The sequence below is a fragment of the Aminobacterium sp. EBM-42 genome, from assembly GCF_001896635.1.
GTDB lineage: Bacteria > Synergistota > Synergistia > Synergistales > Aminobacteriaceae > Aminobacterium > Aminobacterium colombiense.
Genome location: NZ_MPPC01000010.1, coordinates 24,618 through 39,767 on the forward strand (window position 1 = coordinate 24,618; position 15,150 = coordinate 39,767).

Genomic DNA, 15,150 nt, shown 5'->3' on the forward strand with positions numbered 1-15,150 from the left:
ACCGAAAGGAGGGATGAATATGAAAAAAGCTTTGGTAGCTATCGACCAGAGTCAAAACAGTCAGTCACTTATTAGTTACGCCTTTCGTTTTGCTGAGAAAAATAGTATTGAGCGCTTGGATTTTATTCATGTCGTAACTCGTATTGATCTGACCATACCAGGCTATGTAGACTATCCTCCTCACTATAATGAAGATTCTATCCGCCAGTCGTTCCTCAACATGATTGAAAAGGGCATGAGGGAGTCAGGGGCTTCTGCCACACCCTTTGAGTTTGTGCTGGCCACTGGAACACCATACGAAGAGATTTTGAGGATGGCAGAAAAAAATAAATATGAACTAATACTCATCGGCCATCGGGGACTGAGCAATCTTGAACGCTTCTTCATTGGAAGCGTAGCGGCTAAGGTTGTGCGTCATGCTCCGTGTAATATTCTTGTCCACCTTCCGAAGGAAACAGAGGAACCGGCGAAAACATGATAATACGATCGAGTCAAATAGAAGAACTTGAGAGCCATCCTCTTTTTGGCGTTTTAGATGGGGTAGGAAGCCGCACCATTTCCCCTGACGAATTTTATGAAGAAAGTAATTTTCATGAAATAAGCTGGGTGGAAATGGAGCCTCGTGCTCTGATTCCAGAGCACGAGCATGAAGGGTGTGAAGAAATTAAGATTATCATATATGGCATTGGTATGTACACTGAAGGTAAGCAGAAAGAACGGGTGGGTGCCGGAGATGTGATTCTGACAGAGAAGGGATTAAGGCATTCCTTGGAAAATATTGGCAGTTACCCGTTAGTATATATTGCTATTTCTTCAAAGTGTAATGGATAAACACCCCCTCCATTCAACGTGGGCAGACGGTGGCAGGGCCGATCTGCCCATTTTTTTACAGGGGGGTAGCAAAATTTTGAAGAAATTGTTATAATACCCAGCGTTGCCGATAGGGAGAAGTGGCCGAGTGGTCGAAGGCGGGCGCTTGGAGAGCGTCTGAACCGCGAGGTTCCGTGAGTTCGAATCTCACCTTCTCCGCCATGAATATTAAAAGCTGCCTCAATGGGCAGCTTTTTTTATGTCTTATTACCACACTATTGTATTTTTCCCCAGCTTTTTGGCTTCATAGAGCAGCGTGTCTGCTCGTTGGATGAGACTTTGCGCCGAATCATCTTTTTTAAGAGTGGCTACGCCTCCGCTTATGGATAAAAGATCGTTTCGTGTTCCTTGAAGACGTTCCAGCAAGTTTTTCCGAAAACGCTCGCTACACGTTACGGCAGATTCCAAATTTGTCTCAGGGAGGATAACCAGAAATTCATCCCCACCGTATCGACCAAGAATGTCTGTATTCCTAAAGGTTAATATCATGGTTTGGGCAACCCGCAAAATAACCACGTCTCCTTCCTGATGTCCAAATGTATCATTTACGTTTTTGAACCCGTCCAGATCGAATATTCCTACGGATAGGGGAGAATCGTAGCGAAATGCCCTTCGTATTTCTTCTTCGAGACGCTGACATATGTGTTTATGGTTATAAAGCCCTGTCATGCTGTCCCTTATAGAAAGGTCCTTTAATGTCTCAAGTTGTTCCTCTATGATCTTTCCGTCTAGGAAAGTCCTTGTTTTTAATTGAAAACTGATTCTCGACACTATGAAGGCTATCACAACCGCACCTGTCGAAATTAAGATGTGGTTTTGTATAACTGAAGTATTGCTTTGCACGTAAAAAAGAGTACCGACAAAAAAACCATGAGCAATTAGTAAAACACTCAATATGGTAGGGAGAGGTACGTAGAAAAAAGAAGCTGCACAAAAGAGTATGATTAGGTATTCAGAAATAGCTTCAGTATAGAACTGATTTGTCAAACTTAGAGATGCAGAAAAAATAAGGATATCCAAAAGGAATAAAAATTCAATGCGTGGAGAATAGGGGGGTCTTTCTATATATCTTCTTTTATTCAGAAACGCAATAAAAGGGAAAATAAAGAACACCACGCAATAAAGAGCACCATACAGAGGCAAGTATCGATCGGATCCGACCTTATAGACATGGATTGTATCAGCAAAAATAAGGACAAGGCCCAAGCAGCAAAAAATAAAAATATGATTAATGTTCTTCTGCCACAGAAAAAAATCAAACTCGCTTCGGTATTTAGCGTCAATTGATTGTTTGTTAATTCCCATCATTTAGTCTTTTAACATTCCTCTTCTTTTTTTATATTAATTTTATATTGAACATCCATTCTACACAAAAAAATGAAATTTTAAAAGATTAAATTGATAGGAAACGATCATAGTGTTCCATTTTTCGTGGTTATTAGAAATAGTATTGTTTCTGTTCAATGGAATCCATGAAATCCTTCCTTGACTGTGGCAAAAAACCCCTTTATAATACCATTTGTCGTAATATGACTGATTAGTCATATTAATGGATTGTTAGTCAACGGGCAGGGAGGGTTTATATGTCCCGAATTCAATCAAAGAAAAAAGAAGTTATCAGTGAACTAATGAGAGAAACCGTATATAAAGCGGCCCGTTCTGTCATAGAGCAGTATGGCTGGACTGGTACTACCATGGATCGAGTAGCCTCTGAGGCTGGCATAGCTAAGGGAACGGTTTACAACTATTTTAAAAATAAGCGCGAACTTATGATGGTGGTTATGGAGAAAAATATTGAACCTATAAATGAGCAAGTTATTACTATAGTTCAGAGAAAAAAGTTCTCCACGATGAAAGACACCTTATCAGCCATTGTTGAAACTGTCATAGTAGAGCTGATTAGAAATAAGAAAATAATATCGGCTATGATACTGGCCTTTCATGAGGATGGTGAACTTCGGCGAAAATTTGATCCACGGTCCCACCCCTACCAAAATGTGAGGGAAGTTATACATAAAGTAATCTCTCAGGGCGTTAATAATGGAGAATTCAGGCCCATAGATCCGAATTTGGCAGAAGCCATGGTCAATTCTCTTTTCTCAGGAATTTCCCGCCAGATAGCTCTGGGCGATATTGATATATCAAAGGAAGAAGTGGCCAGGGATGTTGCATCTTTTGTTTTGCGCGGTCTACTCGCTCCGGTTGAAGGAGGAACACTATGAAGGTTACAGATATCTCTTTACGCAGGCCAGTTACAGTTTTAATAGGAACCTTTGCTCTTATTTTCTTCGGAATCCTGGCTATGAGAAATATGGGAATGGAACGAATTCCAGACGTGGACTTCCCAGTTGTTGCTGTTTCAACAACAATGGTGGGGGCGAGCCCTACAGTTATAGATAACGACATAACTGACGTCCTCGAGGAAAAACTGAACACCATCTCCGGCATTGAAAATATCCGATCAAACAGCTACGAAGGCCGCTCTCTCGTTATAGTCGAATTTGAGCTGGGCCGGAACATTGACGCTGCGGCCGCTGACGTTCGCGATAAGGTGAATCTCGCCATATCAGATTTGCCGACAGAGGCCGAAACGCCCATAGTTCAGAAGTTCAACGCTGGTGATAGTCCAGTCATAACTTTAGGTGTAATGGGAACGGCGCCCTACAAGATACAGTCTCATTTTGCTGATAAAGTGATGAAGGAACACCTTCAGACTGTAGATGGGGTGGGCAGCGTTGAAACCATAGGCCTTCGAGAGCGTGAGGTCAGAATATGGCTTGACCCAGCTCTTTTAGAATCCCGCAATCTTACGGTTAAAGATATAAAAGATGCCATTAAAGATAAACACGTTGAACTTCCCGCGGGGCGTCTTGAGTCAGAACGCAGAGAACTCAGCATTCGTCTTGAAGGGGAATATGCTTCTGTTCAAGAATTGGAGGAACTTCCCATTGTTTCTAGGAATGGAGCTGTTATCCGCCTTCGAGACGTGGCGAGAGTAGAAGACGGCTACGAAGATCTTCGCTCAATTGCCACTTATAATGGGGAACCGGTTATTTTGCTTGAAATTCGAAAACAACGAGGAGCAAATGAGGTTTTTTTAGCGGATGGTGTGTATAGAGAGCTAGACTCCCTTAACAAGTTGGTTCCAGAGGGAGTAAAAATAGAAATGTTGGATGATACGTCAGGATTTATTCGCAAATCCATGGCTGGTGTTTTAAGTGACACCCTCATAGGCATAGGGCTCTGCTCGCTGATTATGCTTTTCTTTTTGCGTACCATACGCGCTACTTTTGTAACTGTAGTAACCATCCCTGTGTGTTTGCTTGGAAGCCTCATTGTCCTTAGAGCACTCGGGATTACTATCAATAACTTGAGCATGATGGGGCTGTCTTTGGCTGTGGGTATGGTTGTAGACGCCACTACAGTTGTTCTGGAAAATATTCACCGTCATCTTGAAAACGGGAAATTGCCCATGCAGGCAGCTTCTGAAGGAACCAGCGAAGTTGGATTTTCTGTTTTAGCTGGTGCGGCTACAACAATTTGTGTTTTCGCACCGATAGCGTCTATGGGAGGCATTATCGGACGATTCTTCTATGCTTTTGGAATTACAGTGGTTATGACCATCGTGATTTCTCTTGTTCTTTCCTTGACTCTTACACCTTTCCTTTGCTCTCGTATTCTGCGGAAAGATCATCCTGGCAAAATAGCCCTCAGAATAGAAGCATTTTTAGTGCGCCTTGAAGAAGCCTATAAAAAAGGGCTGGCTTTTTCTTTAAAGCACCGATTCATTGTGTTAGGGGCTGCTGCAGGGATATTTGCCCTGGGAATTTTTATTGCTGGATTCTTGGGAACAGGCTTTTTCCCCAGCGAAGATAGGGGAAGCTTTTCTATCAACTTTGAACTTCCTGCGGGAGCCTCTCTTGCGGAAAGCAGAAAATTCATGTCTGAACTGGGCGTCGCTGTCCGAGACCACGCTGAGGTGGCTTATACTTACGGAACCATTGGCTCTGGTATTGGTCAGGAAGTGAATAAGGGGAAACTGGCCGTTACGTTAATTCCCCGAAACCAGCGCGCTACATCTACAGAAATTATGGGTAAAATGAGAAAACAATTCTCCAACTATAAGGACGTAGAACTTACCTACGGAACGTGGAGTTCAGATATTACCCTTACTCTTGTAGGGCAAGATACAGAACAGCTTGACAGAGTGGCACAGAAAGTTAAAAAAGATCTTGAGCAGGATGGAAGGCTTACTGACATATCCACAGACGTAAGGCTTGACAGTCCCCGTATAAACGTCGGGATAAACAGGGGACTTGCTGATGAATTGAATGTGAACATACGGGATCTTTCCCAGGAAATACAGGCCTATTTTGGTGGTGTGAAGGCCGGAATATTTAAAGATGGCGGCTATCGTTACGATATCCGTTTAAAAGCGGAAGAGGGGTACCGACGGAACATACAGGATATTCAAAACATCGCCTTTAAAGATGGCAACAAAAACCTCATTAAAGCCCCAGGGCTCATTAAGGTTGAGGAGGGGCGAGGTCCAACCCTTGTTAAACGTTATGATAGACAGCGTTCTCTTACTATCAGCGCCAATACCGCGGGAATATCATCTGGAGAAGGAATGACTCTCGTTATGGGAACCTTTAGGAAATATGCGCCCACCGATGGTAGCATAAGAATTGTTCCCACAGGAATGTCCAAGCACATGAAGAGTAATTTTAAAGAACTCTTTATGGCTCTCGCCATTGCCATTATACTGGTCTACATGGTTATGGCGGTACAATTTGAATCCTTTATGTACCCTTTTATGGTTATGTTTTCATTGCCTCTTGCCACCACAGGGGTCTTTGGCATTTTGCTTCTTGCCGGCATAGAACTAGACATGATGAGTATGATGGGGATCATTCTTCTTGTTGGCATTGTTGTGAATAACGCTATCATCCTTGTCGACTTCGCCAACCAGCGGAAAGCCTCAGGGTGTGACCGCAGAACAGCTATGCAGGAAGCGGCCCCCCTTCGTCTCCGTCCCATCCTTATGACAGCTCTTTCTACCTCCATTGCGGCTGTGCCTATAGCTCTCGGACTGAGTGAAGGAGGAGAAATACGCCAGCCAATGTCTACTGCGGTTATTGGGGGAATGCTCACATCGACATTTTTAACGTTGTTCGTTATTCCTGCGGTCTATGTCATTCTGGGAGACGTTAAAGAAAAAGCGGCTCAGGTAGCCATGAGTGTTTTTAAAGAAAAAACATCTGCCGTACAGATAAAAGAACCTGGCGCGAATTTGAGTGGAGGGGAAAAATGAGACGCATACAGAAAATAATTATAATAAGTATGGTGTTGCTGTTTATAGGCGGCTCCTTATGGGCGGCTGCAAGCGAAGACACAGTATTGACATTAGAGAAAGCCCTTTCTGTGGCCAAAGAGCAGAACCTTGACATCCTCTCTGCCCAGCAGGAACTTGTCCGTGCGAAAGGCAAACTGACAGAAGCCAGGGCTGGAGGTCTTCCATCCCTTAATCTGGGAGCAGGTTATACCCGCCGTGAAAAACCTGACCTGGCAGGCAATGATGAAGAAAATATTTTTGGCGCTGCTTTAACTTTGACTCAGCCCCTCTATCAGGGCGGAAAGATTAGGGCAGGAAAGCAGCAGGCATCAATAGAAATACAGCAGGCAGAGTACTATTATGTTGAAATAGCTGAACAGGTTGCCCTTAACGTATATAACCGCTTCTATGCAGTTCTTCTTGAGAAAGAGAATGTAAAAACAGCTGAAGATGCCTTTGCTTTTGCCGAAAAATATCTGGATGAAGTCAAGAAAAAACATGTTTTGGGACTAGCGACAGGCTTAGAAATAACGAGGGCGGAAAAGCAACAGGCAGAAAGTAGAACGGCCCTGATTCGGGCCCGTAACAACCTTGAAGTAGCGAAGATCAACCTTCTTGAATTGCTAAATGTTAAACTCGATACATCCTATACAATTGAAGGAAATCTTTCTTACGCGCCTGTTGCTGGGCAGCCTGAAGAGTCGTTGAAAAAGGCCCTCGCCTACCGCCCAGACTACCAGCGGGCAAAATTGCAGGTAGATGTTCAGGATCAGCAGATAAGAATTGCCCAGAGCGGATTAAAGCCCTCCGCGTCTGTTTCGGGATCTTATCGGTATGATGACCCGGAACAGGCCTACTATGAGAGCGGCGACACATGGCAGGTTCGCCTCACTGTAGATATTCCTGTTATGGATAGCGGCCTTACCCATGGACGGATCGTACAGCAGAAAGCTCTGAGAGAGCAAACCATGAGGAACGTAGAAAAGAAAGAAGAAAGTATTCGATCTGAAGTGAGCAGCGTCTATCTTGACCTTAAAACAGCTGCACAAGTTTTAGAGGAAGCCAAGTTAAATCTGAAGCTTGCTGAAGAAACACTGCGTCTTGCAGAGGTTGGTTACAGAGAAGGGGTGGGTATCCAGTTGGATGTTTTGGATGCCAGGGCGTCATTGACCCAGGCGCGGCGTGAGTACTCGGCGGCTGTTAAGGATTACGCTTTTGCTATTGTGCGTTTGCGCAAGGCAGAAGGGGTACTAACCGAAGAGCCAGTTCTTCCTTAGATATGGGAGTGATCATTCTATGAAGTTTACAAAGAAACTGCTTATACTTGTTACCATCATAGTTGCTTTGGGCGGACTGTCTCTCTTCGGTCCATTAAAAAAGAAACCGGAAGCATCTCAAGACGGGTCTTCTGCCCTTCCAGCCGCGGCTAAGGTTTCTGTTATCACGGTAGAAAAAACGCCCTTATTGCGCAAAGGTTTTGAAGAAAACAGCACTATAGAAGCCATAGAGCGAGTTGTTGTGTATCCCAAGGTTACCGGGCGCCTTGAGTTTTTTCATGTCCGCCAGGGTGACCCTATAGAAAAAGGTCAGGTTGTCGCCGTTCTTGACCATAGAGATATCGACGCTCAAATTGCCTCGCTAAAAGCAAGAATAGCTGTGGCAGAAGCTCAGGTAGCAGAGGCAAGAGCCGCATTGAATAACGCGAAAACAGAACGTGAACGTTATGAGCGTCTGTTAAAGGAAGGTTTTTCAACCCAACAGCAGCTTGATAATAAAGTAACAGCCTATCTCCAGGCAGAAGCGCGGTACAAGCTTTCTGAAGCCACTGTTCTTCAGACTCGCTCTGAACTCAAGAATCTCGAGGTAACACTCTCTGAGTATTATATTAAGTCTCCCATAACAGGAACGGTGCTCAACGACTATGCTCATACCACCGGCGCAATGATGGGGCCATCCCTCGCTGTAGTGGAGATTGCCAACGTAGAAACGTTGAAGGCAGTTGTCAAAGTTCCAGAAGCAAGGGCCATTGGTCTGGAAAAGGGTATGAAGGGCTGGATCAGAAGCGATGGCCTTGGCGATAAAGTTTTTGAAGGGGCTATTGAGCGGATAAGCCCTTTCGTAAAAGAAGACACACGGACAGTTCAGGTTGAAGTCTATGTTGTCAATGGCCAAAACGGTTCCCGCCTTGTGCCTGGTATGTTCGCTCGAGTCTTTATCGTTCGCCAGGAAGCAGAAAACGCTTTGGTGGTTCCAGTGGATGCGGTGATAAAGGAAAGTGAAGCAAAAGTACTCCTCGTTAAAGACGGGAAGATTAAAGAAACGCCGGTAAAAATAGGGATAGAAACAGATTCCGTTCTTCAGATAACTGAAGGGGTTGCGGAAGGAGATATAGTTGTTATTTCTGGAGGCCGTCTTCTCAAGGATGGAGATGCAGTTGAGGTGTCACAGCAGGAATAAACTGCGGCTATTCTCTAACAGAGATAGGGATAACAGCGTAAAGCTCCCCGGGAAGATTTTACTAGCCTTTTCGGGGAGCTTTGCTGTAATATGGAGTACCATCAAAAGTATCGGAGGTTTAAAACAGAACAATGAAACGGTTCATATCTCTTCTCGTCATGTTTATCTGTGCTGCTTCTTTTTTCATCGGGCCTTGTGCGGAAGGGGCTGTAACACTTAAAGATGAAAAATCCTACGACCCCCTGGAAGTTTTACAGGCCTTGAACTATTGCACCTACTCGCTGAGTAAAATTGTTTCTTTCAACGATCGTGTCGTTCTATCTTTTGAGTACGACAACATCATCAACAACCTGAACCTCAACGCCATTACTGACGAAGAGATTGTAAAGCTTATGGCAAAGCTTATGGATACCCTAAAAGATGAGATTATATCTGAGCGAAAACGGGAACGTATCGAAAAAAGCTACCAAAAAAGGCTTGAGCGAACCCTTTATAATTTTCTATCAGGAGTGAATGTATCTCCTCAGAGTGTGGTTTCAGCCGCTGTAAGCGCTGTTTCTTCCATGGGGTCCATGTATGTAAACTATCAGAGGCGGATAGAGGAGTATATGGATGAAAGCGAAGAAATAATCGAGGCCCTTGACGATGAAAAACTCAATGTCATTAACTCCATACGCAAAGACATGCTCACAGCTTCGTGGTCTATTATTAAAAAGTACAATATCGATGACCAATATCGCTTAACTGAAAAACAGATCAATGAATTTGTTGAAAATGTAAAGTCGAATCCGGCAGAGATGCAGCATCGAAAACTTGAGCGGCTTTTGCAGGATAACCCTGCCTTTGAATACTTTCCTCCCTTCTGGTATTACTATTCTCTAACGAGAGAGGAAGATGAAGTATTTGTCCTTGACTGTCTTAACAGGTTTTTACAGACCCAGCGTCCCATATTCAGAAGAGATATCTTATGGGCCAGCGTTCTCATGGAGCGCGTTCGTTTACAAAAAGAAACAGACAGTCAAAGTATAAGAGCGGACCTTGAAGAGATTATTCGTCAATCGAATAACTCGGACTGGCAGAATTTTCTTTTTGTCGGTTTAGCCTACACGAAACTGGGAATGGTCGATGAAGCCCGCAGAAACTTGCAGCGCAACATTGATAACGGGTACGAGGTATCACTTAACAGCCGGTTGCTTGCCGAAATTTTGCTGGATACAGGCGATCAGCTGCAATTTGAGGAGACCATGAAAAAAATGCTCTCTGATACCCGCGTATCAAACAGCGATAAATTATATCTCATCGGACGATGCCGAAATGTAACCTATCTCAACAGGTTCAAGGAGGAAATATCGGAAATACGGCTTTCAGCAGTGAATGAGGCAGCAGCCACAGAGTTGGTAAACCCTACCTACCTTCTCACTATACCGAACAAATGGCTGGTAGAGGATGCTTCTTTTGATGTGAGACTTTTCAATGAGAACATAGACCGATCCCACCACTTCGAGTCCATCGACGACCCCGCCCTTGTTATCAGCACTAAAAAGAAAAGAGTCGCTATTAAGTTTCCCGAAACAGGCCATACCATAGCGAGGAAACCGGAAAAGGGAATAACGGTGAATATAAAACACCCCCTTATTGATATGACCCTCATATACGAACTGGAAAAGAAAGATATAGGGAGGGCGGCTAAGACTTTAATAGAAGCAGCGGTTCCCTTTTATTCAGAGGTTTTGGGAAATTACCGGCTAAAAGAAGTTGCTTTTATGGATGAACGGTATATCTTTACGGCGAAAGGAATTCTTGCTGAGAGTAAAAACAATAAATAGCTCCACAATTAGATGGAATAATTAAAGGACCGCCCCAATAGGCGGTCCTTTTTGTATTTTTAATCTATTGCAAATTGACAAACTATAAAGAAGACTCTATTATTGACGAAGGCAAAACTTCATAACAATAACATGAAAGTAGTTCGCACTTCTTTTTTATCCATTATCCGTTATCCATTATGCTCCCTTCCTTCTGCCTCATCGAATGTCAATTGTAACCATAAGGCTTTTTCTCTGTGGGTTCCGGCCGGACTACAACAGAGATCCTGCGAGAGTAATTTAAAAAACAGAGAGGGGATGGTTTGTGTGCCGGAATATGGGTCTATGATTCCTCGTAGCTACAAAACGGCCCTCAGAAAGGCAGTTCGAGGTGAAGGGATGTACCTCTTCGATGAAGAAGGTAAAGCCTATATCGATGGCTGCTGCGGGGCGTTGCTTTCGAGCGTGGGGCATGGCAATAAAGAGATAGCTGACGCTATATACAAACAGCTTACAACTCTTGAGTTTGCCCACCCTTCCCGATGGTATAACGATGCGACCATGGAAGCGTCAAAAGAAGTAGCGTCTATTACCCCTGACGGGCTCAACTATGTCTGGCTCGTCAGCGGCGGAAGCGAAGCCATTGAATCTGCTTTGAAGCTGGCCAGACAATATTTTGTGGAGCGGGATGGAGAGGGCTCTTCTAAGTATGTCATGATAGCCCGTTGGAACTCCTATCATGGGAGTACTATTGGAACTATGGGATTAGCAGGCAGCATGGCTCGGCGAAGAACGTTCTTTCCGCTCTATCAGGATCATCCCAAAATAGCATCCCATTATTGCTACCGATGCCCCTATGGTCTTTCTTACCCTTCCTGTGATCTTAGGTGTGCCCATGCCCTGGAACATGAAATAAGAAGAATAGGGCAACAATATGTGGCAGCTTTTGTGGCTGAACCCATTGTTGGCTCCACCGTTGGCGCCTTGCACCCGCCAAAAGAATATTGGCCCATCGTTAGGGATATTTGTTCCAGATACGATGTGCTGCTTATTGCCGATGAAATTATGACGGGTATAGGCCGCACTGGTAAAAATTTCTGCCTGAACCATTGGAATGTGACGCCAGACATGATTTGTTCCGCAAAGGCCTTATCTGGAGGGTACTCCCCGGTAGGCGCCCTTATAGCAAAAGATGAAATTGTTGAATCTCTAAAAAAAGGCAGCGGAGCTTTTCAGCATGGTCATACCTACAACGCGAACCCGGTAACTGCCGCAGCTGTAACTGCAACCCTCCGTTTGATCAAACGGGAAAAACTTGTTGAAAATGCAGCTTTACAGGGAGAGCGGTTCTACAAAAAACTAGAGACACTGTATCAAATACCCATCGTTGGTGAAGTTCGCGGAATGGGTCTTATGAGAGGAATTGAAATCGTGGCGAACCAGAGTACCAAAGAAGCTTTTTCCACTTCTGTAAATGCGGCTGGCGTAGTTACAGGCGAATGTTTCAAGGAAGGGCTTGTGATTTACCCCGGCCGGGGACAAATCGATGGAATAGAGGGAGACCAGTTCCTGGTGGCTCCTCCTCTTACTGTTACAGAGAGTGAGATCGACGAAATCTTTATGCGTCTAGAAAGAGGGCTGAGGTCAGCAAGCGATAAATTGCTGTCTGGGAAATAAGAGTGGAGTGAACCAAGTAAAAGGAGGGTCCTTATATGAAGAAAAAATGGTTGGTCTTGGTAGCGGTTCTGGCTCTCGTGGCATTTGGCTCGGCAGCTGCGGCTGTCACCTTTGTCACTATTGGGTCAGGCGGAGTGGGAGGAACATACTACCCTCTGGGCGGGGCCATGGCAGAAATTTTGTCAAAGGCCGATATTGGTGTCAAGGCGACCTCTCGTTCAACGGCAGCTTCTAAAGAGAACTGCCGCCTTGTAGCTTCAGGAAAGGCCCAAATAGGCATGTCTATGGGCTCCACTTTGTATCAGGCCTATACGGGCGTAGAAGCTTTTGAGCAGGATGGCAAACTTCCTCTTCGCATTCTTATGCATATGTATCCTGCCCCCCAGCATCTTGTGACCACGACTAAAACCGGTATTAAGTCCTTTGAAGACATAAAGGGGAAAAAAGTTTCTCTGGGAGCTCCAGGCGGCGGTGATCAGATATTGAGCCATATTATTTTGAACGCGGCAGGCATAGACCCAGATAAAGACATTCATAAACAGCAGCTGACCCAGCCGGAAGGAGTTATGGCGCTGAAGGACGGAAACGTTGACGCAGTCTTCTGGAACTTTGCGGCTCCCGGTTCGGCCGTTCTTGAAGTAGCAGCAGTTCGTGATATTGTAATGATTCCCCTTCCTAAGGAAGTGGTAGATAAAGTTGTGGAAAAGAATCCTTTCCTCTTCCCCTATATCATAACTAAAGGCACCTATCCTGATATTAAAGAAGATATTCTCACAGTTGCTGATGGCAACTTCCTTGTGGTTCACGAGGATATGCCAGAAGAGCTTGGGTACAACCTTGTAAAAACAATTATAGAGAATAATAAGGCATTTATGGATATTACACAGCAGGCTGCTCACTTTGTACCCGAAGAGGCCAGTGTGGGAATAATACCCTTTACAACAGGATCGGTGAAATTCTTCAAGGAAAAAGGCATAGAGGTGAAATAAGTCTCTTTTGAGCGGGAGAGGTTAACCTCTCCCGCATCAATGAGACGAAATTGGGGAGGGAAACTCAATGACGAATTCTTCAACATCAACGTCGCAGGATGTTCAGCCAGTAGATGTGGATGCGAAGAAAAGAGAACTCCATGGCTGGCAGTATTGGATTGTAGCTGCTCTGGCCTTGTCGGCATCTGTTTTTCACCTCTATACGGCTGTTTTTGGGTTGCGTTCAGCAATGTACCAGCGAAGCATCCACTGGCTCTTTATGGGAGGGCTTATGTTCCTTCTATATCCAGTGAGTAAAAACAGGCCTAAGAATCGCATTGATTGGTGGGACTGGGTTTTCGCCGGGCTGCTTATAGCAGGATGTCTCAATATTATTCTTAACTGGGAAGTCATTACCATGAGGGAGGGAGCACCAATAACCTCAGATATATATTGGGGCACTATTATGGTCTTGCTTGTTCTTGAAGGAACAAGAAGAGCTATGGGGCTGCCCTTGCCTATTATGGCTACGATCGCATTGGTATATGCCTTTCTTGGTCCCTATTTTCCAGGCATCCTGTCCCATGGCGGCTTTGCCCTTGATGAAATAGCTCCTTTTCAGTATCTGCGCACTGACGGGATATTTGGTGTTCCCCTGGGGGTATCTGCCTCCTTTATATTCCTTTTTGTTTTGTTTGGAGCGGTTCTTAGCGTTTCCGGGGCAGGGCAATTTTTCATTGACCTCTCCATCGCCCTGACAGGAAAAAGCCGTGGCGGCCCTGCCAAGGCGGCAGTTGTTGCCAGTGCTCTTATGGGAACCGTTTCCGGCAGTTCTGTAGCTAACACCGTTACGACTGGTGCTTTTACCATTCCTCTTATGAAGACGGCCGGATATCGGTCTGAGTTTGCAGGCGCCATAGTTGCGGCAGCCTCTACTGGAGGACAAGTTATGCCTCCCGTTATGGGAGCGGCGGCCTTTATTATGGCCCAGTTCTTAGGCATTTCCTATTGGGATATTGTTGTAGCCGCGGCTATTCCTGCGGCACTATACTTTTTTTCCATATGGGCTATGGTTCACTTCAGAGCCGGCAAAAGAGGAATCAGGGCCATGACCGATGAAGAAGTTCCCAAAATAGGGCCTGTATTGCGGGAAGGCTGGCATCTGCTAATTCCTATCATTACCCTTGTCCTTTTTCTTGCCACTGGGTATTCCGCGGTAAAAGCAGTTTTCTGGTCTATCGTTTGTCTTGTCGGCGCATCATGGTTAGGAGATAAAAAATACCGTATGACCCCCAAACGAGTTCTCAACTCCCTTATTGACGGGGCCATCGGAGCTGTTGATGTTGCGGCAGCCTGTGCCTGTTCAGGAATAGTCATTGGCGTTATCGGGATTACCGGTGTTGGTCTCGCATTTTCATCATTTGTTATGAGTCTCTCCCATGGAATACTTCCTCTGGCCCTTATCTTAACCATGATCGGCTCAATTATCCTTGGCATGGGTGTGCCTACCACTGCCCAGTACATTATTACATCGACTCTGGCAGCGCCGGCATTGGCCCAAATGGGCGTTCCCATGATGTCTGCCCACCTATTCTGCCTATACTTTGGAGTTCTGGCAGACGTGACACCCCCTGTCGCCCTTGCCACTTATGCCGCGGCGGGTATTGCCCGTTCCAATGCCATTAAAACTGGATTTACGGCCCTTGTTGTTGCTGTCGCAGGTTTTATAGTTCCCTATATGTTTGTGTATAACAGCTATCTTCTCTTCCAGGGCAGTTTAATCAGAATTGTTTTGGGCTGCGCTACGGCCTTTTTGGGAATCATTGGATTGGCGGCAGGCGTTCAGGGGTTTTTTGTTACCCATCTTGCCCTCTGGGGGCGGGCGGCTCTTCTTTCGGTTCCATTGCTGCTGATCCATCCTTCTCTTATATCGAATTGTTTAGCCGTGGGAATTATAGCGCTTATGTTTGTTATACAGAAACGAAGAGCAGCACAAGTTGTCTCTCCCGTGCTCGAAGAAAATCCGGAACAATAATGA

Annotated in this window: 11 protein-coding genes and 1 tRNA gene; 11 read left to right on the forward strand and 1 reads right to left on the reverse strand. The window is 45.0% G+C overall.

The window, feature by feature from the left end:
• The first annotated feature begins 19 nt into the window (after positions 1-19).
• From BUC50_RS02115 to BUC50_RS02125, 3 genes are all read left to right on the forward strand, one after another.
• A complete protein-coding gene (locus BUC50_RS02115) occupies positions 20-478 on the forward strand; it encodes a universal stress protein (RefSeq protein ID WP_013048607.1) in 459 nt (152 codons plus the stop codon).
• Complete coding sequence (locus BUC50_RS02120; RefSeq protein WP_013048606.1) at positions 475-831, forward strand: cupin domain-containing protein; 357 nt, start codon at positions 475-477, stop codon at positions 829-831. The genes BUC50_RS02115 and BUC50_RS02120 overlap by 4 nt, the downstream gene beginning before the upstream one ends.
• 113 nt (positions 832-944) lie before the next feature.
• A tRNA-Ser gene (locus BUC50_RS02125) sits at positions 945-1,032 on the forward strand.
• Between the two features lie 45 nt (positions 1,033-1,077).
• On the opposite strand, the gene BUC50_RS02130 is transcribed toward BUC50_RS02125, so the two are convergent.
• Entirely contained in the window at positions 1,078-1,641 is a 564-nt protein-coding gene (locus BUC50_RS02130; RefSeq protein ID WP_169302811.1) for a GGDEF domain-containing protein, read from the reverse strand.
• An 812-nt stretch (positions 1,642-2,453) separates the two neighbouring features.
• On the opposite strand from BUC50_RS02130, the gene BUC50_RS02135 reads away from it, so the two are divergent.
• From BUC50_RS02135 to BUC50_RS02170, 8 genes are all read left to right on the forward strand, one after another.
• Complete coding sequence (locus BUC50_RS02135; protein WP_013048604.1) at positions 2,454-3,092, forward strand: TetR/AcrR family transcriptional regulator; 639 nt, start codon at positions 2,454-2,456, stop codon at positions 3,090-3,092.
• Positions 3,089-6,184, forward strand: coding sequence for an efflux RND transporter permease subunit (locus tag BUC50_RS02140; protein WP_013048603.1), 3,096 nt, complete (start codon positions 3,089-3,091; stop codon positions 6,182-6,184). Before BUC50_RS02135 ends, BUC50_RS02140 begins: the two co-directional genes overlap by 4 nt.
• Positions 6,181-7,482 carry a TolC family protein gene (locus BUC50_RS02145; protein WP_013048602.1) on the forward strand — a complete coding sequence of 434 codons (1,302 nt, stop codon included), beginning with the start codon at positions 6,181-6,183 and terminating at the stop codon, positions 7,480-7,482. Before BUC50_RS02140 ends, BUC50_RS02145 begins: the two co-directional genes overlap by 4 nt.
• 19 nt (positions 7,483-7,501) lie before the next feature.
• Positions 7,502-8,662 carry an efflux RND transporter periplasmic adaptor subunit gene (locus BUC50_RS02150; RefSeq protein WP_013048601.1) on the forward strand — a complete coding sequence of 387 codons (1,161 nt, stop codon included), beginning with the start codon at positions 7,502-7,504 and terminating at the stop codon, positions 8,660-8,662.
• A 131-nt stretch (positions 8,663-8,793) separates the two neighbouring features.
• Positions 8,794-10,488, forward strand: a complete 1,695-nt coding sequence (locus BUC50_RS02155) for a hypothetical protein (RefSeq protein ID WP_286677105.1) — start codon at positions 8,794-8,796, stop codon at positions 10,486-10,488.
• A gap of 102 nt (positions 10,489-10,590) precedes the next feature.
• Positions 10,591-12,144 carry an aminotransferase family protein gene (locus BUC50_RS02160; protein WP_353743401.1) on the forward strand — a complete coding sequence of 518 codons (1,554 nt, stop codon included), beginning with the start codon at positions 10,591-10,593 and terminating at the stop codon, positions 12,142-12,144.
• Positions 12,145-12,179: 35 nt separating this feature from the next.
• Positions 12,180-13,133 carry a TAXI family TRAP transporter solute-binding subunit gene (locus BUC50_RS02165; RefSeq protein WP_273312138.1) on the forward strand — a complete coding sequence of 318 codons (954 nt, stop codon included), beginning with the start codon at positions 12,180-12,182 and terminating at the stop codon, positions 13,131-13,133.
• A 67-nt stretch (positions 13,134-13,200) separates the two neighbouring features.
• Entirely contained in the window at positions 13,201-15,147 is a 1,947-nt protein-coding gene (locus BUC50_RS02170; protein ID WP_286677106.1) for a TRAP transporter permease, read from the forward strand.
• The last annotated feature ends 3 nt before the right edge of the window (positions 15,148-15,150 follow it).

Bases quoted from the DNA above. Each gene is read 5' to 3' on its own strand.
- BUC50_RS02115 (WP_013048607.1), top strand. From the start codon at position 20: ATGAAAAAAGCTTTGGTAGCTATCGACCAGAGTCAAAACAGTCAGTCA.
- BUC50_RS02120 (WP_013048606.1), top strand. From the start codon at position 475: ATGATAATACGATCGAGTCAAATAGAAGAACTTGAGAGCCATCCTCTT.
- BUC50_RS02135 (WP_013048604.1), top strand. From the start codon at position 2,454: ATGTCCCGAATTCAATCAAAGAAAAAAGAAGTTATCAGTGAACTAATG.
- BUC50_RS02140 (WP_013048603.1), top strand. From the start codon at position 3,089: ATGAAGGTTACAGATATCTCTTTACGCAGGCCAGTTACAGTTTTAATA.
- BUC50_RS02145 (WP_013048602.1), top strand. From the start codon at position 6,181: ATGAGACGCATACAGAAAATAATTATAATAAGTATGGTGTTGCTGTTT.
- BUC50_RS02150 (WP_013048601.1), top strand. From the start codon at position 7,502: ATGAAGTTTACAAAGAAACTGCTTATACTTGTTACCATCATAGTTGCT.
- BUC50_RS02155 (WP_286677105.1), top strand. From the start codon at position 8,794: ATGAAACGGTTCATATCTCTTCTCGTCATGTTTATCTGTGCTGCTTCT.
- BUC50_RS02165 (WP_273312138.1), top strand. From the start codon at position 12,180: ATGAAGAAAAAATGGTTGGTCTTGGTAGCGGTTCTGGCTCTCGTGGCA.
- BUC50_RS02170 (WP_286677106.1), top strand. From the start codon at position 13,201: ATGACGAATTCTTCAACATCAACGTCGCAGGATGTTCAGCCAGTAGAT.